Origin of the sequence: Psychrobacter namhaensis, from assembly GCF_016107545.1 — a bacterium.
GTDB lineage: Bacteria > Pseudomonadota > Gammaproteobacteria > Pseudomonadales > Moraxellaceae > Psychrobacter > Psychrobacter namhaensis.
Map to the genome: position 1 here is coordinate 107,315 of NZ_JABASS010000005.1, position 19,823 is coordinate 127,137.

Sequence of the window (19,823 nt, forward strand, 5' to 3'; positions counted from 1 at the left end):
AACACTAGGTAATCGACTTTGCTTCTTGCTTACGGTGTCTAAGTGACGCCCATAACGCTAAACCAATAAAGGCAATACCGATAAGACCGGTGATCAGCTCAGGTACGTGGAACTTCACAGATAGGAGCATGATGATTGCCAAGGCACCGATGGCATAATGCGCGCCATGCTCAAGATAGATAAACTCATCAAGCGTTCCTTTATCTACCAAAAAGATAGTCATAGAACGTACGAACATTGCACCAATGGCGAGACCCAGCATAATAACGATAACGTCATTGGTAATGGCAAACGCCCCAATCACACCATCGAAACTAAAAGAGGCGTCAAGCACTTCTAAGTATAAGAAACCAATAATACCGCCTTTCATAATGGCGCTAGTTGCCGCACCAGTACTATTGCCCTGCGCATCCAATTCTTCTTCAAGATCGCCCTCAAGCATACCAGAAACTACTTGTACACCTAAATAAACCAAGATACCCCAAACGCCCGCGATCAACACGGCAGAAGCTTGTTCAGCGGTTGCCCAAGACACTGAGATCATCAAGACGATAAGCGCAACGAAGACGCTCATAGCATCCACTTTGCCCAGCTTGGCTAAACGGCTCTCTAGCCACTCAAACCAATGCACGTCTTTGTCATCGAACACAAAGTTTAAGAAGACAAGTAGTAAGAAAATACCACCAAAGGCTGAAATTTCCGCATGGTGCGCCATTAATCTTGCTGAATACTCTTCAGGATTGTTCAATGCCAAATCGATAACCTGCATCATGCCAAGATCTGCCGTGACGGCGACGATGACAATGGGGAATACCAAGCGCATACCGAATACAGCGATCAAAATACCAACAGTTAAAAATATTTTTTTCCAAAATTCGTCCCAGCCTTTAAGGACTGAAGCATTGACCACCGCATTATCAAACGATAATGAAATCTCCATGACGGCCAAAATAGCGGTAATAGATAAGGTGGCTAACATGCCGCCAATACCGCCATGTGAATATCCCCACCATGCCGCTACCGCTAAGGCAATGGCCGTGAAGATAAAGTCTAAATAAAAATGTCTCATGACACATCCTGTCTGGTTGCGTAAAGCTAAGGTCGGTCTAGTATAGACACACACCACAAAAAAGCGGCTATTGCTAACCACTTTTTATACATAAATTCAAATGAAACATAGCGCATTATTGGTCATTTGGCTACCAATAATTGTGGCTATTTTGCAACTATAAATGTCGTAAAATTTGGACAAGTTAACTGTGCCAATAGTCGCTTAGACATCAGTAGTTAAGTGATCTAGATGTCAACACCATACTGCTGACACATGGCTTGTAAGCCGCCTGAATAGCCTTGACCAACAGCACGGAATTTCCACTCTCCGTTATGGCGATACACTTCGCCGAACACCATTGCGGTTTCAACAGAATAGTCTTCTGCCAAGTCAAAACGCACAACTTCCGTACCCGTATCTTCGTTCACGACGCGAATAAAAGCGTTGGCTACTTGACCAAAGTTTTGATTACGAGCAGCAGCCTCATGGATGGTCACGGTGACAACAATTTTATCGACATCAGCAGGTACTTGGGTAAGGTTTACTTTGATGAGCTCATCATCGCCATCCCCTTCACCAGTACGGTTGTCTCCAGTGTGCTCAACCGCGCCATTATCAGATTTTAGCTGGTTATAGAAGATAAAGTCGTGATCGCCACGCACTTTGCCAGCCGTGTTTAATAAAAAAACACTCGCATCAAGATCAAATTCAGCACCAGAGGTCGCGCGTTCATCCCAGCCAAGACCGATCAGCAGCTTGGTTAAATTTGGGTCGGTTTTCGTTAGCGATAAGTTACCGCCTTTATTCAATGATAAAGCCATGGTGTTGTCCTTGTTGTTAGCGTCAGTGAGTTGTTTTATAAAATATTCGACATAAAAATAATGAGAACAAAAGCAATGAGCTATCATAACAACAAAAAGTGACCCAATCAAAGCTGATTAGGTCACTGTTATGTTTCATATAAGTTGAGTATTCACGCTAAGGTGAAGACGCCAAGGCAGCGGTCATTGGTATTTGCAATCCGCTAGAAGCGCTCATTCACCAATGCACACTTACAAACTCTGGCGATGACGAATCTCAAAACTTTGATGGATGGGTTTTTTGATATTAAAGTCAAAACCTATCGTTTTTGGGGTGATATCAGTGATGTCATAGCGTTCGATCAGCTGCTCATCTAACTCAAAACGCGTAAAGTTATTAGAGAAATACAAGACACCATCAGAGGTCAAACGGTTCATTGCACGATTGATAAGGGCAGCATGGTCGCGTTGTACGTCAAAGGTGCCTTGGAACTTTTTGGAATTAGAAAAGGTCGGTGGATCAATAAAGATAACATCGAATTGCTCGGTATTGTCTTTAATCCACTCAAAAATATCGGCGGCAACGAATTGGTACTTATTGCGGCTGACATCCAAGCCATTTAACACAAAGTTTTGTTTGCCCCAATCCAGATAGTTTTGTGACAAATCCACACTGGTGACTTTTTTAGCGCCTGCCAGTGCCGCATGCACACTCGCTGTACAAGTATAAGCAAATAAGTTCAATACTGCTTTACCGCGGCTGTTGTCTTTAATGCGGGCGCGCATATTGCGATGGTCAATGAACAATCCTGTGTCGAGATAGTCGGTAAAGTTGACATAGAAATAGGCGCCGTCTTCACGAGCGACATAAAACTTGCCACGCTTTTCTGTGCTGCCTTGTTTGCTGTATTGATCATTTCCAGATTGACGCGCCCGTGTTTTGATAAAGATTTGCTCGCGGTTGATATCGAACACTTCACGAATGCCCATTAACGCTAAATTGAAGCGTTTCTTTGCGGTCTCTGGCGGAATGGTTTTGGGCGGTGCATATTCTTGTACATGGGCATAGTCGCCATAAAGATCGATGGCTACCTTAAAGTCAGGCAAATCAGCATCGTATACACGAATATTGCTTACATTGTCTTTTTTCGCCAATTTTTTTAGTTTCGCAAGATTTTTTTGCAAGCGGTTAATGAAGTCTTGGCCGTCTTCCACTGCAATCTCACGCTTCTCAAAGCGACTGACAAGGTTGCCAGTCTGTCCCGCTATCAACGCCCCATAACGGAAATACACAGTGATGGCACCATTGTGACAGCGCAAGGTTTTTGGGTCTTTAATAGGTAAGATATCGACTTGTTCGACGTTGGACGCCAATATGCCAAGCATCGGATCGATTCCGCTACCTGCAAAACTGTCTTGTAATATAAGCCCCAGCGCATGGTATAACGGTTTAATCATCTCTTCATCACCCAAACGCTCACCATAAGGCGGGTTGGTGATAATAAGAGGATTAGTCAATCGGCCATCATCGACCAGTGGCTTTAGAACTGTACTGAGTTGATCCAAGGCACGGGTCTCAATGTCGAGTAGCGGTAGCAAATCTTGCAACCCTGCAGCGATGAGGTTTTTTTCTGTCGCGATGATGGCGCCGCTGTCGGCATCGAAGCCCAAGATCAGCGGTAAGGTATCGGGTTGTTCATTGGCAATCTCTAATGCTTCACGAAAACGTGTCTGGGCGTCATCGATCATCTCTTGCCACAGCGCCTCATCATGATGTTGCCATTGGTAAAAACCAAATTGATTGGCCGCTTTATCGATACCGACTGCATAATCGCAATGCATGAGTAGCGCTTCAATAATAAAGGTCCCAGAGCCACACATCGGATCGACTAAAGCATTATAAAAAGGCGCATTGCCTGCTTCATTTTTCTTATGCCAGCCGGCGCTATAAAGTAGGGCGGCCGCCAAGTTTTCTTTTAACGGCGCTTCGGTCATCGCGACGCGATAGCCTCGGCGATGCAAACTGGTGCCTGACAAATCAAGATACAGCTCCGCTTGCTTGTCATTTACGGTCGCAAAGACAGAAAAGTCAGGGTTTTTGCTGTCGACGTTAGGACGGCTGTCGTAAACTTCATTAAACGTATCAGCAATCGCGTCTTTAACACGCAGCATTGCAAACTGTTGACTGACAGCGACGCGCTTATCGACGGACAAACGAATCGCAAAGGTTTGCTCCAAACTAAACTGCTCAGTCCAATTGACTGATTTTGCCAAACCATAAAGCTGCTCGGCCACATCGTATTCCATATTGATGTTTTTGCGTTTAATGAGCATTAGTACCCGCGAGGCCACACGTGACCACAGGCAGATAGTATATAGATCGCGTAAGTCGCCCGTTACTGAGAGACGGCCCGTACTTTTGATTTCGCTTGTAATACCAAAACTTGTCAGTTCAGTCTGTAGCGGTGCCTCAAGCCCATCGGCACAGGTGATGATAAGATCAAGCGATAACGCTGATGAAGAGGCGGGGGCGGTTGCTAGGGTCATACGGATACCTGTGGGCTAAATGGACAAAATGCAAAAAATAAAATAGACGGTTTAACCCGTAATTTTACCATAATTCAGGGTAGGATGGTTCAAAATGAGGATACGCCCTACGCTCTACTGTTTTGACGCATCACTCTTGGTCAGTGGCAGTGAGTCTGATACCACTTGAGTGGTGGTCGCAAAAGGTTTGGTGGCGATAGGGTACTCAACGTCTTTTGGCATGAGCAAACGCATATGCGGGTAGGGAGTAGAGATGTTAGCGGCATCAAGGGCACGCTTAATATCTTCTGTTAGACTTTCTTTGATCTTGGGCATACGCGCAACGGCGGCAGGCTTTACCCAAAAACGTACAATAAAGAACACCCCATACTCACCAATCTCCGCTACGGTGACCGAGGTCTCAGGGCGACTGAGCACCACCTCGGTGTCAGTAAGTACCTGCAAAATCTCTTTACGCGCAGTGTCAATATCGTCTTCAAAAGCAATACGTACCCGAATGTCAAAGCGTATAAAGTTTTTGGAGGTCAGATTGGTCACCTCGGAGGAGGCAACGTTGGAGTTTGGGATAATAACGGTGATGTTGTCTCGAGTCAAAATATGGGTAGTGCGTAAGGCGATCAGTACGACGCGACCCTCATTTTCATTGATGTGAATCCAGTCACCCACTTGAAAGGATTGCTCCAGCAAAATAGTGATACCAGCGATAAAGTTAGCAAGGGTCGACTGAGCGGCAAAACCCACGGCCAAACCTACGATCCCCAAACCGGCCACTAGTGAAACAATATCGAAGCCAAATTGTGCCATAACGCTGGCAAGACCAAGTACTAGCAGTAGCACTGATAAGATGTTTTGCAGGAGCTGCTCTATGGAAGCGTTGAGTCCATAGTGCTGCAAAACCCTATGAATAATCTGGCCCGATGAGGTCCAAAGCACGTAGTAAATACCAGCCCAAGTACTGGCTTTAGCGGTGGCTTTAACCGTTTCGGGTTCAAAGTTAATTTGACTCATGATGGCGATCAGGCTGGCCACAATCCAAATGTAGCGTAGCACCGAGCGGATAATTTTGGTGCGTCGTTCATTCAAGCGAATTTTCGTTCTACTTTGCTTAACGATGTAAATAGCGAGCCAATAAAAAAACCCCAATACTGCCAGCAGTATGAGGATTTTTATACCAGTACTCACCAGCTCTACCGCTTTAGAAGACCAATCAAGTTTCTCCTCCTCTATGGAGCCACCCAGGGCAAGATATAGGCTAGTATGGAGGTCACGAATGATCTCTTTAAAAAAATCAGTAACACTAGCGATTGGCATTTTTTAGTCCATGCAAAGTTTTCTAAATTGTCTCAAACTGTTAAGGCGTACTGAACATTCAACCATAGCACTGCCGATGTTTAAAAGCTTGCTTCTTGTGTGTCATGGTATTGATAAGGGATTTCCATTTTATGTTGAACGTCACGTAGCGCAGTCCGTAGTCCTTCTAATATCGTAGGATGATAAAAAGGCGTGTCAAGCATGGCTTTGATGTTTAAATCATTAGTGATGGCGGTGGCCAATATGTGACCGATATACTCAGCATCAGGCCCCACCATACTGGCGCCTAGTATTCTATCGGTTTTTTTGCAGCCATAAATATGTAGCAGACCACAGTTAACGCCCATGACGCGACTACGGCCTTGATTGTCAAAGCTAACCCTGCCGATGACATATTCTAAAGTTGGATCTTGTTGAATTTCTGGTAAAGACAGGCCGACATTGACGATTTGGGGAGCGCAAAATACGATAGAGAACGGCGTGGCTGGTGGGCGAATGTAGGCGGCTTTTTTATTGTCACAGACCATGCTACCAGCACTATAGCCTTCATCACTGGCGACGTGTAGCAGTGGGAGATGAACATTGGCATCACCAACGATATAGACATTTAAATCGCCAATCTGCCCCGTTTTTTCACTGAGGTGTTTTGGGCGGTTTTTATCATCAAGCTCCACGCCTAAGTGTTCAACACCCAGCTGTTTTATGTTGTTGCGGCGACCGGTCGCGACTAGTACGTATTCACCTTGCCACTGCTGAAACTCACCAGCACTGTCTTCATAGTCAATGAATGCGGCTGAGCCGTTATTGCTGTCGTTTGCTTGGGTGCCCACATTACTGATTTTACTGCCCAAATGCATGGTCAGCTCACGATTTAAGCAATCGATAGCCTTATTGTTAATATCGTCATCTTTCAGGCCTGCAACGCGCTTTTCACGATTAAACAAAGTGACATCCACGCCCAAGCGGGTGAACGCTTGCGCAAGCTCCAGCCCAACGGAGCCTGCACCCACCACTGCCATTGATGTTGGTAAATCGGTTAGCTCAAAGACGGTATCAGAGGTCAGCAGGGTATGGCCGAGCTTCTCAGCCCAACCCTCTGGGATAAATGGTGAGCTACCTGTAGCGACAATAACTTTACTGGCTTCAATCACCTCATCGTTAACTTCAATCAATCCGTGCTCATTGATACAAGCACGTCCTGCGATTTTTTTATGATCGGGCCAGCTGTCTACTTGCTCTTTGATATAGCTTGCAAAATGGCTGCGCTCATCACGTACGCGCTGCATGACTTGTTTGCCATCTATCTGAGCGGTGGCATGCACGCCAAACTCAGCAGAATGATTGGCTTCATGCGCCCGATCAGCTGCCGCGATCAACAGCTTACTTGGCATACAACCTACAGCGATGCAGGTGGTTGTCCAAAATCCTTCATTAATAATAACGATATTATCAAAGATTTTGCTGGCTTGACGAAAGGCGTTTTGGCCAGCAGTACCTGCGCCAATAACAGCAACAGTGACTTTGCGAGTAACTTTACGTTTACTGTCATCAGCAGAAGTGCCAGATTTTTTATTCATGTCGCTCTCAAATAGTGAAGGCTTAGTGGGTGTTAACGGTTACTTTTAGCATTTGGCATCAGGTTTTTGTCATACCTGTTTTGTAGTTGGTGCAGATTAAGACGCTAATGTCTCAAGCAAGCGCTCGGTATAGCCTTTGGCGCGTAGGTTTCGTTGGGCGTGTGTCATTTTGCCCTCTGCATTAAACACAAATGCTGAACGCACCAGACCTAACGTTATTTTGCCATACATGTTCTTTTCTTTGATGACGTCGAAGTACTGGCACAGTTTTTCGTCGCTATCACTGACAAGCGCAATATGTAAATCGTGCTTGGTGATGAATTTTTCGTGCGACTCAATGCTATCACGTGAGACCCCAATAATGTCATAGCCCAAATCATCAAACTCATTAAGACGAGCAGTAAATTCTGTTGCTTGTGTGGTACAGCCTGGCGTATTGTCTTTTGGATAAAAGTAAAGAATAAGCCCTTTATCGGTATTGGCTAGCATGTCTTTGAGGCTGATCTCATCGTGAACCACATGTCCATCTAGCGCTCGTACTAGGGTGACGGGGAAGTCAGGTAAGGTCGTGTTTTCTGTGGTTGGCTTTGCCATTATAAAATCCTTATTGGTTGCGATTACCGGCGCGGGTTATATTTATCATGTTGTTATTATAAGCAGATTCGTAGAAATACCTCATCAGTTTTACACTTTGCTGCTGCATTGGCAACAAAAAAGACTGGCAATGACCAGTCTTTTGTATGTCAAACAAGTTGTACATTAAGCCGATTTTTGTGGCTGCTTGAGATCTAAGCCTACCGTACATTGCTGTAAATCTTTTTGCATTTTTTTCACATATGGTAGGTTTGAAGGGTCTTTTTTGTCTTGCGCGTAGCTTTCAATTTCCCACATTTGACCGATAGTCATATTGCTGCGTACACCAATCGTGCAATTACACAGTTTGGTCGCATCGCCTTTATCAGCGACTTTATATTTGACCGCACCAGTGACACAGGTATTGATATTTTTTTGTTTAATGTCAACAGCATTTGCTTGTGGCATGGCAAAAATGGCCGCTAGGGCTAGGGGTAATACTGGCAACAACTTCATAAATGTCCTCGTAAATGTGGTATAAGTTTTTTAGATTTTGTACTCAAATTAGACTCAATTCGCTAATAGGTGAGTAATCCGTAACGCTGCTTATATCTCATGATAAATGCAATCGCTCATACCATAACAAGTATAGCGATTAAAATACAACGGCGACGTGCTGTGTTAATGCAAGCGAATGTTTCGCTAGTGTTGACTGCCGCCATTTGCTAGGGCAAATACTGTCTATTAAGACTGGTAGAGGGTTGGGTCAGTGACGCCAGCCTGTGCAAATCCTTGACGGCGTAGCGCACAACTATCGCAGACTCCGCAAGCAAGACCGTTGATATCAGCCCGGTAACAAGAAATCGTTTGCCCATAATCAACGCCGAGTGACAAACCAAGCTCAATGGTTTTCGCTTTTGATAGCTGCTGCAACGGCGTTTGAATAGACAGGTGGTGACCTGTGACGCCAGCTTTTGTGGCAAGATTGGCCATGTGCTCAAAGGCGGCAATGTATTCTGGACGACAGTCAGGATACCCAGAATAATCGACTGAGCTGACGCCAATGACGATATGATTGGCATCGGTTACTTCGGCGACTGCCAATGCGTAAGATAAAAATATCGTGTTACGCGCTGGCACATAAGTGTTGGGAATGGCATCGTTATCAATCTCATCGCGTTTCTTATCAGGGAACTTATCCGCATCACCGTCAGGCACAATCATGCTGTGATCAGTCAGGGAGGAGCCACCAAGTTGAGCGATATCAATATCGATAATTCTGTGATTGACCTCGGCTGCCTCAGCGATGGCTTTGGCCGCGACAAGCTCACTATTGTGACGTTGGCCATAGTTAAAGCTGACTGCCGTCACAGAGGCATAGCGCGCCTTGGCCCAATACAAACAAGTGACCGAATCTAGCCCGCCTGACAGTAGCACGACGGCATTTTGATGTTTATGCGAGGTAGGTAAGTTAGCATCGGACGCTTGAGTGCTAGAAGGGCTTTGCGAGGTAACGTTGGTCATAGTGGTATCTATTATTGGTTTACGTAAATGGTTATTTTAGCAAAAATCGCTCCATTACAGAACCATGTGGCCATGATAAAAGCGCTCTTACCTGTAGAGTGTATTGAGTTATTTATCCCACTCCCGTCGCTTTAAAAAATCTGTGTGTATAAAATGTGCTACTGAGACAAAGTGATCGTTGATAAAGAGACTCACGAATAAAGGAGCTTTGGGTAATAAAGAAGTTGTGACGTTTAACTTTATAATTTAATGTCATATTTTCAATCTATTAGCAATATTTGTTATAATCCTGCTTCTAAAGTAGGCGTGCTAATGATTTTTGCTCACTGCTTTATCATCCCAATTTATGGCCAATGGCTTCATAGCAAAACCACCCTTGTAAAGATATTGAGTAACTTATGACCGCAGCGACCTTGTTTACGCCAAAAATTACGCCTGATTTTGATGATACTGGCTTAGATAACCATGCTTTAGACGCTAATATGGATGGCATGGAATACGATGATGGCGCTGACGATGAGGATTATGAAGACAGTGCTGTGACTGGGCAGTCAGCGCCCACTGAGTCGGCACAGTTTCGTAAGCTACAGAAAAAACTACGTAGGCAAGTGTCTTGGGCGATTCGTGATTTTAATATGATCGAAGAGGGTGATGTGGTGATGGTCTGTGTGTCAGGGGGCAAGGACAGCTATACACTACTGGACATTCTACTGCTTCTCAAGCGCATCGCACCCATTAGTTTTGATATCGTTGCGGTCAATCTTGACCAAAAGCAGCCCGGCTATCCTGAAGATATTTTGCCCGCTTATCTAAACGAGCAGGGTATTGCTCACTATATCTTAGAAAAAGACACTTATAGTATTGTCAAAAGCGTGGTGCCCGAAGGCAAAACGTATTGCTCAGCCTGTTCGCGCCTACGTCGCGGTTCTCTGTACGGCTTTGCCAAACAAATTGGAGCGACCAAGATTGCCTTGGGTCATCACCGTGATGACATGTTGGCCACTTTCTTTTTAAACCTGTTTCATGGAGGTGCCCTCAAATCGATGCCTCCTAAGTTGCTCAGTGACGACAAGCAAAACCTACTTATTCGCCCATTGGCTTATGTCGAAGAAAAAGACATCATTGACTATGCTCGCCTCAAAGAATTTCCCATTATTCCCTGCAATTTATGCGGTAGCCAAACTAATCTACAGCGTGCGATCATCAACGACATGTTGCGAGAGTGGGATAATGCGCACCCTCAGCGTTTGGCGTCCATTTTTAAAGCCATGCAAAACGTGGCACCGTCACAGTTAGCGGATCGTGAGTTGTTTGATTTTGAACAGTTAAGTCTTGACCGTGATGATAATGAGCGTTTATTTGAAGGGGATAATATTCAAGCAGGGCAGACCGACAGTTTGGCGGAGATTGGCTTGCCAGTATCGCCAAAAGCGCAGACGTTTAGCTCGAAGTTTGCTAGCGATAAGCAGGATTCGGCAAGTAAGAATAAAACGGCAGAGGGCAGCCGTAGCACACAGAAAATCCCAACCATTAATCCTGTTCTTTAACGGTTTATCAGAGCGTGTCCTCGTTTTAAGAGTAATGAGGGCATGCCTGAGCCGTTAAATAACTCATAAAAAAACCAGCTCATATTTAGTATGGCTGGTTTTTTTACATTGTCAGATGAGGTAATGGTAAACGTTAACTTTCGGCAAAAACAGGTAATGGATCGAAATTAACCTCTGAGCGTGGCAATTTTGCGACATCTTGCATGCGCCAATCTTCTTTACCGTCATTACTTACTTGCAAGTAGTACTTGGCTTTTATAGGATCCATGTCTACTTGCGCGCTGTACTTATTGCCCTCGACATGCTGAAGCACCACATCACGATCTTTTTTGACGTCAGTTGCGTGTGAGATAGACAGGTCCAGCTTTTCTGGATAAACGAGCGGCGTACCATCCAGTAGTTTACCTGACTGCAAGCTTTGCTCAGGATAATTTAAATAAAAAACAATCTCGCCATTATCAGCAAACTGCATTTTGCCATGCAAGTCTAAATCAGCCGTGAGCTTGTCACGTGACACATCTTGATAAAGTGTCTTGCCATCCATATACCAGTCGTCACGTACCACGCTGTCACGGATTTGATAAGAATAATAAACAAACCAAAGGCAGGCGATCACAACCGCAGCTGGCATGCCAATCACAAAGATAACGACCATGTAATTTTTATACCATGGCTGCGTGTCTTGATGCTTAAAGTTCGGTGCTGGAGTAGACATAAAATACCTATTAACTGTATCGACTAACTGTATCGACGGATAATCTGACGGCTAAATACTGCCAGTTTTATGATAAATCGTAACCCCGTTAGTCCTTGACTAACGGATGCAATATAACAGACTACATAGCTAGACTTTTAATAACTTACTGACCTTGAGTGGTAAAAATATTTTGCTTACTGACCTTGTACTGGCCATCTTCACTGGTCACATTTAAGGTCACAGGGGTTTGCCCAAACTCAATCACATCGGGGTCGCCATAGATACTTACGGGCATATCAAAGCTTTCGCCCGCTTCTAGGGGTACATCATTAAATCGCAGCTCTAAGCTTAAACCCTCTTGCGGTGCAAGGGTTATCGTATAAGAATGAGCGTCCTGCGTCTTATTGGTCAGTTTAACGATATAGCTGTTTTCAATCATGCCTTGATTATTGACTGAAGACAACTGATTACGGTCACGACGAATATCAATCTCTAACGGCACTCGGTCCGTCAAAGCATATATGACGCCACCACATAATATGGCTAACAACGCTAAGTAAGCAAACAAGCGTGGGCGTAACACGCGGCTTGGCTCTTTTTCTGCCAATTGACGCTCTGTCGTATAGCGGATAAGCCCACGTGGGTAGCCGACCTTGTCCATGATTTCATTACACGCATCGATACAAGCCGCGCACTGGATACATCCAACCTGTAAACCGTCTCGAATATCGATACCAGTCGGGCAGACCTGCACACACATTTGACATTCGATACAATCGCCTAAATCTTCAGGATTTGTGCCTTTTTTACGAGGGCCGCGTGGCTCGCCGCGCTCATAATCATAGGAGACAATCAGCGTATCCTTGTCAAACATGACACTTTGGAATCGGCCATAAGGACAGATTTGAATACACATTTGCTCACGCATGTAACCGGCATTAGCATAGGTTGCAAACGTAAAGATAAACATCGATATCCAGACCCACGTTGGCCAGTCGGGAAGTGGTATGAAGCCTATCATTTGCCAGCTTTGATACAAATAATCTGTCCCAGCGACGTAGCTTACAAAAGTCGCTGCTGTAATCACTGAAAATACAAACCAAATAAAATATACGACAGAGCGTTTAAATACTTTTTTTGCGCTCAGCGGTTCTTTATCAAATTTGATTCGTTTGTTGCGATCACCAATGACCCACTTTTCGACATACTGATAAAGATGCGTCCAAATCGTTTGGGGGCAGGCATAGCCACACCAAACGCGCCCTGCATACACGGTCACCATAAACAAAGTAAAAGCTGCAATGATGGCAAACGCAGCAATAAAGTAAAAATCTTGGGTCAAAAACGTCATGCCAAAAATATAGTAATGCTGTGAGGGAACATCAAACCATATTGCTTGTCTACCATTATATCGTAGCCACGGCAAAAGCAGAAACGCAGCCAAAAGCGCATACATCGTGATGACACGAATATTTTGATAAAAACCTGTGACAAACCTAGGGTGAACGCGATGTTTGGTGGCATCAAGATCAACTTGCTGTACAGGAATTTTATTGGGTTGTTGTGCTGACATAAACGTGCCTCTTTTAAAAAAGAATCAGTTTGCTGGCATGATGAACAAACACCTTTGATAATGAGATGTATGAGTGTGCGATGTTATCAATGTCAGTAAGTAGCGGCGCGAACTTTGAACCACAAAGTATCGAATCCACCTACCAAATGATCGATTGTATATAGCTAAATGAGAATCGGTAAGATCTGCTAAAACCAGTGACTAATACACGGTTTTTAGGTGCCGTTATTTTAACATTCTCCCTACTATAAATGGGGTGATAATCTTAAAAAGCAAATAATATATAGTAATAATTATCGATAGCTCAGTCGTGCAAGATGCCCTAAATAAAGGCTTGATGACAGACGTATAAAAAGGGAGAACTGTTTTTACAGTTCTCCCTTTTTTGACACTTATCCATTTATTTCTAATACAGCATATAACGAAACTATATTAGTTAACAGTCGCTTCCACAGTTTCTGGAACCTCAGTGGTAGCAGTTGCTGCTTTAGCAGGCTGCGCGGTCTTATCTGACAGTGAGTAAACATAAGCAGCAAGAAGCATAATACGCTCATTACCTAACTTAGTTTGCCATTCAGGCATCACACCAGCACGACCATAACGTAAAGTCTCACGAATGGTTTCGCGATCGCCGCCATATAACCAAGTATTATCCGTTAAATTAGGCGCGCCAGTAGAGTTCATACCTTTAGCGTCTTCACCATGGCAAAGCACACAGTTGGTAGGCTCATTAAAGATGACCTTACCTTGAGCGACCTTCGTTTGATCAAGATCGTAACCTGGCTGGTTGCCTGATATCGATAACACGTATTCAGATACCGCACGTATGCCATCTTCACCAAGTTGATCACGCCACGCTGCCATACCACCGACTCGGCCGTTATGCAGCGTCGTCAAGATGTTTTCAGGGGCGCCGCCATATAACCAATCATTATCGGTTAAGTTTGGATAACCTGTGGCACCTTTAGCGTTAGAGCCGTGACACACTGAACAGTTCTGTAGAAACAAGCGGCTACCCACTTTTAAAGCATTGGGGTTTTCAGATAACTTTTCTACATAGGGAGCGAGATCCGCCACCTTTTCATCAATCTGAGTTTGCAGATCTGCTGGCGGATTATCACTATGACGCATCGTCGCTTGCATATCCGCAAGTGTCGCTAAAGTCGATGTGGCCCCGCTGGCATCCGCTTTTGCTAAGATGTTTTGTTCAAAGTTATCCGTAAATACTTTGTTATTGCTCTCAAGCTCACTATACAGCTCGTTTTTAGAAGACCATGGTACTGTTTCGCCATCGACTTCTACGGTGGCAATACCGTCCCATTTTGACGGAAAAATAGCTGGAAAAAATACCCAGTATGCAATACCCCAAACGATAGAACCAAAAAATATCACTAGCCACCATTTAGGCAATGGCTTGTCATACTCTTTAATGCCATCATAAGCATGGCCTGTGGTACCGTCCTCTTCTAGTTCTGGCTTGTACTTCAATACCATTAGTAAGACACCGAGGATAGCAGCCCAACACATGATACTTAGTATGGTAATCCAAGAACTCCAAAAAAATGTCATCGTTTATCCTTATTGCGCTGCTCTTCAGACAGAGATTCTATATCCTCGTCATCAAGCGCAAGTTGTGCATCTTCTTCGAAGCGTTTTTTGTTTTTTGGCGAATACGCCCACCATGCAACACCTACGAAGGCAACAAAGGCAGAAACGGTCGCAATTGTTTGTAATTCACCAATACCCATTAGCGCTGTCCTTCCATCGCGGTGCCTAACTGCTGTAGATAAGCGACCAAAGCATCAAGTTCAGTGGCACCAAGTACAGCATCGGGTGCTCCTTCGATATCTTCTTCAGTGTAAGGTACACCAAAGCGATCGCGGAATAGACGCATTTTAGTTTGAACGTTTGCACCATTCACTTCGTTGGTAGCCAGCCATGGGAAACCAGGCATGACTGATTCAGGGACCAGTGAACGTGGATCGATCAAATGCTGCTTTTGCCAGTCTTCAGAATAACGTCCACCAACACGTGCCAGATCAGGTCCAGTACGTTTTGAGCCCCATAAGAATGGGTGATCCCACGTAGATTCAGCAGCACGTGAGTATGGTCCATAACGTTCAACTTCAGCACGTAGTGGACGAATCATCTGAGTATGACAAACGTGACAACCTTCACGAATATAGATGTCACGACCTTCAAATTCTAGTGCAGTCCATGGCTCCATAGAGGGCAGGGGAGCATTCACCCCACCTTCTTCAGGACCCTTGTTGTCATATATCAATGGTACGATTTCAACTAGCGTTGCAAAGCTAATAGCAATAACGATACCGATAACCAACAAGCCTGTATTTTTTTCAATAATTTCATGCGGTGTACCAGACATGATCGCTCCTTATACGTTAGCTGCCGAAGGTTTATCAACACTAGGTTCATGATCAGTAGGATCTGCGATATCGACAGGCTTACCTTCTGGCATCTTAAGTGTTTTATAAACGTTATATGCCATCACAAACATACCCGATACATATAATAGGCCACCAAAAGCACGACCAATATACGGGAAATGCGAGAATTCAACGGTATCAACGAAACTATATACCAACGTACCATCTGGGTTAGTCGCCAGCCACATCATGCCTTGACCAATACCTGAAATCCACATGGATACGATATAGAAGATAGTACCCGCGGTCGCCAGCCAAAAATGCGTCGTGATTAAGCTGATAGAATACATTTTTGGTTTGTTATAGATACGTGGTAACAACACGTATAGTGAACCAATGGTAATCATACCTACCCAGCCAAGCGCACCTGAGTGTACGTGACCGACTGTCCAATCCGTGTTATGCGATAGCGCATTGACGGTTTTGATAGACATCATTGGGCCTTCGAACGTCGACATCGCGTAGAACGACAATGCCACAATCATAAAGCGAATGATTGGATCAGTACGTAATTTATCCCAACTACCTGATAGCGTTAGTACACCGTTAATCATACCACCCCAAGAGGGTGCGAATAGGATGATTGAGAAGACCATTGCCAATGACTGCGTCCAATCTGGAAGCGCTGAATAATGCAAATGGTGACCACCAGCCCACATATATGACGCAATCAATGCCCAAAAGTGAACGATCGACAAACGATAAGAATAAATAGGACGACCAATCTGTACCGGAACGAAGTAGTACATCATTCCAAGGAACGCTGCCGTTAGATAAAAACCTACCGCGTTATGCCCGTACCACCACTGCACCATCGCATCGGTCGCACCGCCAAATAACGAGTAAGACTTAAATGCGCTAACAGGAATCGCCATACTGTTTACGATATGTAGTAGGGCAATCGTAATAATGAAGGCAGCAAAGAACCAGTTAGCCACATAGATATGTGAGGTTTTACGTTTGATGAGCGTACCGAAGAAGACAATGGCATAAGATATCCATACCAGAGCAATTAAAATATCGATTGGCCACTCAAGCTCAGCGTATTCCTTGGTCGACGTTAAACCTAGAGGAAGGGTAATGACGGCTGATACGATAACCGCTTGCCAACCCCAAAAAGTAAACCAAGCTAAGTAAGGCGCGAATAACCTTGTCTTACAGGTGCGCTGAACAATATAGTAAGACGTTGCGAACAGGGCCGAGCCTCCGAACGCAAAAATAACCGCATTAGTATGTAGCGGTCTTAAACGACTAAAGGTCAGCCATGGGATGTCAAAGTTCAGTGCTGGCCATGCTAACTGTGAAGCAATGAACACACCAATACTCATGCCGACGATGCCCCATACCACGGCCATTATCGTAAAGAATCTTACGACAGTAATTTCGTACTCACGGTCCACTGGGGCGACTGCTGTGTTTTGTAAACTCATTGGATGATTCCTTTACAGCCCGAATTATCAACAGAATTAACTAACTCTCCGCATCATCTGCACTATACAAATAATCACCAGATAACGATTGCGGTACATGCGGTTTTTTGACCTACTTATGACAGTCACGTTATTAACTATCAATCTAAGCTTTCGCTCTACATCAGCTAGTATTAGTAGACAGAAGAGACGTTGCAAACGCCCTGCGCTTGTCGCTAATTGATAGTAGGATTATTAATAAAACGTCAAAGTACATAAGAAGGTGCGCCGTTTTTGAGCATCAAACATCTCATGAGGCTAAGTATTTATCTTAATTATTACCCAAAATCTGTACGAATGAAGATAGATACTAATATCCATAGGATCGTAAAAAACACATTAACCCTAGATGTGTGCTAGCGGCAGCTGACAAAAAAACATGTTTACGTAATGTTTAGTTAAAACTCCTGACTCTGTTTAAGGGTATTGTAACGCAATCCTAATGAAATATCATCAGAACTATGCGGCAAAATACAAACTCTTTGGTAAAAATACTAGCGAGCAACTTATTATTAAGACGCTATCGCCCTATTTTATACTCTATTTTGTCACTATTCTAGCGGTACATTTGAGTGAGGAAATCATAGATCATTGCCCAGCGTTGGCATGACTGAGGGAAGGACTTTTGTAACAATGGCAACCTTAGAGAGATAAATAGGTTTTACTTATCATCAAGCCGCCCTTTATAATAAGGCCGAACACGAATGATAGTGGCGTTCTTTTATATCGCTGTTATCAGCAACTACTCTATAATTTGGTATCCCGTTAGGCGAGGATACTAAAAAACTTTTGCCTAATATAATACTAATTAAGGACAATAATATGGCCGTATTTTTGACAGATGAATGGTTTGAGCAAGTTGAACAGATGGGTCGTGAAGCAGGCGAACTTAACTTACCACCAGCACTTGCAAATATGATCGTCAACCTAAAAGTCTCTGACACTGAGAAAGATATCGAAGCTAACTTTGCTAATGGTTTACTGCATCGCGGCTTAAATGACTCGGCAACGACAACTTTATTACTTGATCGTAGTATCTTACAGTCCATCATCACAGACTTTGATACCAATCAAATTATGGGTGCATTTATGAGTGGCAAGATTCGCGTAGAAGGCGATATGTCACAATTAATGGCGGTACAGACCGCTCGCCCAAGCGCCGAGCAAAAAGAGCTGTACACCCGTATCAAATCAATGACGACGATGGCTTGATCTTAAAGTTGTACGGTTTTTTCAAACCGTGAGAGTCCATTTGGCAAAAAAATCCCCTAATTGACGTTAGGGGATTTTTTATGGTTACCGTCAACAGTAAAGCGTGTTTATCGTTGCATTAACTGGCTTTTGATGGCTGTGCTGTCTTGCTCTGATTTTCTTTATAAATTGCCGCTTGGAGCCAGACGTTTGCTTGTACATAATCCTGCACTTTAATAGAGGCCGTCTCTGGAGTATTAAGCGCGCCAATACGTACCACAAATGGATCGGCGTCTTGCTCACGTAGTATCACCACGTCAAACAGAATAACTGACTTTTCGTTAAACACCGTCTCTTGTTTGCCGAGCACCTGACCTTGGCACCATGCTTCATCTTCTTGCCCCAGCGTATCACCAAACAGATACGCACACATATGACCCAGATTAATCTCTACAGGCGCCATCTGCTCTTTGGTTTCTGGCTTCCATGCTTTAATTTGCTCTTGTAGGTCATCTGGTAGCTTGCCATCATTGGCCGCCACAATGTCGTTAAACGCACGGTGGTAGCGGATGGCTTCTTGATCCTCAACCATAATGACTTCATCTTGATCACTCAGTTTAATCTCATGCGCCCACGCACTCAAATTCACAAAATAAGAGGTGTCTCGCTGATACAAATGGCGATTGGTAGTATAAAGTTGGTCAAAAGCATAAATGATACTGCCATCAGCGGTACGCAAACGTAGGACTGCATCGTGTGAGTTGTCATTAGCGATGACGCGCTCAATTTTACAATTGAGTCCATAAGGGCTATCCACACAAGGGTAGGCGTTGATAAAGCACTCAGGCTTACCATTTTTCATCGCGAGTACTTGATTGATGTGACAAGGCTGGTCTTCAGACAGCAGTAAGCAGCTATCTTGAGCGCTCACATTGCTATTTAGGCCTTTAGGCATCGCTGCTTGTTCAATCATTTTTTGCAACCACTCTGGTACGTCATGACTCATGTCATCGGTCAGAATGCGCCAATGGTCGGCATGGCCCGCAGATTGCTCATCAGTTAAGGTGATTTTGGTGGGAGACTGGATGTTTTTATATTGATAATTAATGGTCATGAAGATACTCAAAGTTAAGTCAGCGTGAGGTTTGGACCTAAAACTGCTATTGCTTACGTATCAGCCAATATTTAACATAATTGGTTTTGATCGTCAGCAATTTGTCATCAGCAAAGGGTCAACAAACAACAATGAACGGTGAATGACAATTGTCCTTAGCATACAATATATAGGTATTGACGCAAGTAATAGCAAGTCCCTCATAAAAAATAGTAACAAAACCGGATTTTTTACCAAAAAATACCGCCAGTTTTTGCTAATGACTGGCACATCTCAGTCAAATTGTGTCAAACTAGCTCCCTTTTGACGGCCATCTTTGGCTCGTCTGAAACCCTGTTGTTGTGTTCGATTTATATGTGAGTGGGGCAAATGCAAGCATACCATGCATTTGCTGTTGCTCGT

General features: G+C 44.1%; 17 protein-coding genes. 2 read left to right on the forward strand and 15 right to left on the reverse strand.

The annotated features are described in order from the left end of the window. Positions 1 to 4 precede the first annotated feature (4 nt). The 8 genes from JFC06_RS06015 to queC all read right to left on the reverse strand — a co-directional run bounded on the left by JFC06_RS06015 (position 5) and on the right by queC (position 9,383). The gene (locus tag JFC06_RS06015) at positions 5 to 1,069 is read right to left on the reverse strand and encodes a DUF475 domain-containing protein (RefSeq protein ID WP_193005135.1); all 1,065 of its coding nucleotides are present in this window, start codon (positions 1,067 to 1,069) and stop codon (positions 5 to 7) included. 227 nt (positions 1,070 to 1,296) lie between these two features. Further along, complete coding sequence (locus JFC06_RS06020) at positions 1,297 to 1,872, reverse strand: TerD family protein (protein ID WP_193005134.1); 576 nt, start codon at positions 1,870 to 1,872, stop codon at positions 1,297 to 1,299. A 231-nt stretch (positions 1,873 to 2,103) separates the two neighbouring features. Then, on the reverse strand, positions 2,104 to 4,398 hold the full coding sequence (gene rlmKL, locus JFC06_RS06025; protein WP_198334338.1) for a bifunctional 23S rRNA (guanine(2069)-N(7))-methyltransferase RlmK/23S rRNA (guanine(2445)-N(2))-methyltransferase RlmL: 2,295 nt from the start codon (positions 4,396 to 4,398) through the stop codon (positions 2,104 to 2,106). A 114-nt stretch (positions 4,399 to 4,512) separates the two neighbouring features. Further along, positions 4,513 to 5,709 (reverse strand): mechanosensitive ion channel family protein, encoded by a 1,197-nt coding sequence (locus JFC06_RS06030; protein ID WP_198334339.1) that lies wholly within the window; start codon positions 5,707 to 5,709, stop codon positions 4,513 to 4,515. Positions 5,710 to 5,789: 80 nt separating this feature from the next. Then, a complete protein-coding gene (locus tag JFC06_RS06035; protein ID WP_198334340.1) occupies positions 5,790 to 7,286 on the reverse strand; it encodes a dihydrolipoyl dehydrogenase in 1,497 nt (498 codons plus the stop codon). A 96-nt stretch (positions 7,287 to 7,382) separates the two neighbouring features. Next, the gene (locus JFC06_RS06040) at positions 7,383 to 7,880 is read right to left on the reverse strand and encodes a peroxiredoxin (RefSeq protein ID WP_198334341.1); all 498 of its coding nucleotides are present in this window, start codon (positions 7,878 to 7,880) and stop codon (positions 7,383 to 7,385) included. A gap of 165 nt (positions 7,881 to 8,045) precedes the next feature. Next, on the reverse strand, positions 8,046 to 8,375 hold the full coding sequence (locus tag JFC06_RS06045; RefSeq protein ID WP_193005129.1) for a hypothetical protein: 330 nt from the start codon (positions 8,373 to 8,375) through the stop codon (positions 8,046 to 8,048). Positions 8,376 to 8,603: 228 nt separating this feature from the next. After that, complete coding sequence (gene queC / locus JFC06_RS06050; protein ID WP_193005128.1) at positions 8,604 to 9,383, reverse strand: 7-cyano-7-deazaguanine synthase QueC; 780 nt, start codon at positions 9,381 to 9,383, stop codon at positions 8,604 to 8,606. A gap of 398 nt (positions 9,384 to 9,781) precedes the next feature. Between queC and ttcA the strand changes: the two genes are divergently transcribed. Next, positions 9,782 to 10,930 (forward strand): tRNA 2-thiocytidine(32) synthetase TtcA, encoded by a 1,149-nt coding sequence (gene ttcA, locus JFC06_RS06055; protein WP_198334342.1) that lies wholly within the window; start codon positions 9,782 to 9,784, stop codon positions 10,928 to 10,930. 133 nt (positions 10,931 to 11,063) lie between these two features. Here ttcA and JFC06_RS06060 read toward each other — a convergent pair whose 3' ends face one another. The 6 genes from JFC06_RS06060 to ccoN all read right to left on the reverse strand — a co-directional run bounded on the left by JFC06_RS06060 (position 11,064) and on the right by ccoN (position 17,077). Then, positions 11,064 to 11,645 carry a FixH family protein gene (locus JFC06_RS06060; protein WP_198334343.1) on the reverse strand — a complete coding sequence of 194 codons (582 nt, stop codon included), beginning with the start codon at positions 11,643 to 11,645 and terminating at the stop codon, positions 11,064 to 11,066. A 145-nt stretch (positions 11,646 to 11,790) separates the two neighbouring features. Then, positions 11,791 to 13,200, reverse strand: a complete 1,410-nt coding sequence (gene ccoG / locus JFC06_RS06065; protein WP_198334344.1) for a cytochrome c oxidase accessory protein CcoG — start codon at positions 13,198 to 13,200, stop codon at positions 11,791 to 11,793. Between the two features lie 432 nt (positions 13,201 to 13,632). Continuing rightward, positions 13,633 to 14,769, reverse strand: coding sequence for a cytochrome-c oxidase, cbb3-type subunit III (gene ccoP, locus JFC06_RS06070; RefSeq protein ID WP_198334345.1), 1,137 nt, complete (start codon positions 14,767 to 14,769; stop codon positions 13,633 to 13,635). Continuing rightward, positions 14,766 to 14,948, reverse strand: a complete 183-nt coding sequence (locus JFC06_RS06075) for a cbb3-type cytochrome oxidase subunit 3 (RefSeq protein WP_183618778.1) — start codon at positions 14,946 to 14,948, stop codon at positions 14,766 to 14,768. The genes ccoP and JFC06_RS06075 overlap by 4 nt, the downstream gene beginning before the upstream one ends. Next, positions 14,948 to 15,586 (reverse strand): cytochrome-c oxidase, cbb3-type subunit II, encoded by a 639-nt coding sequence (ccoO, locus tag JFC06_RS06080; protein WP_193005123.1) that lies wholly within the window; start codon positions 15,584 to 15,586, stop codon positions 14,948 to 14,950. Before ccoO ends, JFC06_RS06075 begins: the two co-directional genes overlap by 1 nt. Before the next feature lie 9 nt (positions 15,587 to 15,595). Then, positions 15,596 to 17,077: a cytochrome-c oxidase, cbb3-type subunit I gene (gene ccoN, locus JFC06_RS06085; protein ID WP_198334346.1), complete on the reverse strand. Its 1,482-nt coding sequence runs from the start codon at positions 17,075 to 17,077 to the stop codon at positions 15,596 to 15,598. Positions 17,078 to 17,938: 861 nt separating this feature from the next. Here ccoN and JFC06_RS06090 point away from each other — a divergent pair. Next, complete coding sequence (locus tag JFC06_RS06090) at positions 17,939 to 18,328, forward strand: SCP2 sterol-binding domain-containing protein (RefSeq protein WP_193005121.1); 390 nt, start codon at positions 17,939 to 17,941, stop codon at positions 18,326 to 18,328. A 118-nt stretch (positions 18,329 to 18,446) separates the two neighbouring features. On the opposite strand, the gene JFC06_RS06095 is transcribed toward JFC06_RS06090, so the two are convergent. Next, the gene (locus JFC06_RS06095) at positions 18,447 to 19,421 is read right to left on the reverse strand and encodes a hypothetical protein (protein WP_198334347.1); all 975 of its coding nucleotides are present in this window, start codon (positions 19,419 to 19,421) and stop codon (positions 18,447 to 18,449) included. Between the last annotated feature and the right edge of the window lie 402 nt (positions 19,422 to 19,823).

Excerpts from the sequence above, each read along its gene's own strand:
- JFC06_RS06015 (WP_193005135.1), bottom strand. The coding sequence starts at position 1,069 with ATGAGACATTTTTATTTAGACTTTATCTTCACGGCCATTGCCTTAGCG.
- JFC06_RS06020 (WP_193005134.1), bottom strand. The coding sequence starts at position 1,872 with ATGGCTTTATCATTGAATAAAGGCGGTAACTTATCGCTAACGAAAACC.
- rlmKL (WP_198334338.1), bottom strand. The coding sequence starts at position 4,398 with ATGACCCTAGCAACCGCCCCCGCCTCTTCATCAGCGTTATCGCTTGAT.
- JFC06_RS06030 (WP_198334339.1), bottom strand. The coding sequence starts at position 5,709 with ATGCCAATCGCTAGTGTTACTGATTTTTTTAAAGAGATCATTCGTGAC.
- JFC06_RS06035 (WP_198334340.1), bottom strand. The coding sequence starts at position 7,286 with ATGAATAAAAAATCTGGCACTTCTGCTGATGACAGTAAACGTAAAGTT.
- JFC06_RS06040 (WP_198334341.1), bottom strand. The coding sequence starts at position 7,880 with ATGGCAAAGCCAACCACAGAAAACACGACCTTACCTGACTTCCCCGTC.
- JFC06_RS06045 (WP_193005129.1), bottom strand. The coding sequence starts at position 8,375 with ATGAAGTTGTTGCCAGTATTACCCCTAGCCCTAGCGGCCATTTTTGCC.
- queC (WP_193005128.1), bottom strand. The coding sequence starts at position 9,383 with ATGACCAACGTTACCTCGCAAAGCCCTTCTAGCACTCAAGCGTCCGAT.
- ttcA (WP_198334342.1), top strand. The coding sequence starts at position 9,782 with ATGACCGCAGCGACCTTGTTTACGCCAAAAATTACGCCTGATTTTGAT.
- JFC06_RS06060 (WP_198334343.1), bottom strand. The coding sequence starts at position 11,645 with ATGTCTACTCCAGCACCGAACTTTAAGCATCAAGACACGCAGCCATGG.
- ccoG (WP_198334344.1), bottom strand. The coding sequence starts at position 13,200 with ATGTCAGCACAACAACCCAATAAAATTCCTGTACAGCAAGTTGATCTT.
- ccoP (WP_198334345.1), bottom strand. The coding sequence starts at position 14,769 with ATGACATTTTTTTGGAGTTCTTGGATTACCATACTAAGTATCATGTGT.
- JFC06_RS06075 (WP_183618778.1), bottom strand. The coding sequence starts at position 14,948 with ATGGGTATTGGTGAATTACAAACAATTGCGACCGTTTCTGCCTTTGTT.
- ccoO (WP_193005123.1), bottom strand. The coding sequence starts at position 15,586 with ATGTCTGGTACACCGCATGAAATTATTGAAAAAAATACAGGCTTGTTG.
- ccoN (WP_198334346.1), bottom strand. The coding sequence starts at position 17,077 with ATGAGTTTACAAAACACAGCAGTCGCCCCAGTGGACCGTGAGTACGAA.
- JFC06_RS06090 (WP_193005121.1), top strand. The coding sequence starts at position 17,939 with ATGGCCGTATTTTTGACAGATGAATGGTTTGAGCAAGTTGAACAGATG.
- JFC06_RS06095 (WP_198334347.1), bottom strand. The coding sequence starts at position 19,421 with ATGACCATTAATTATCAATATAAAAACATCCAGTCTCCCACCAAAATC.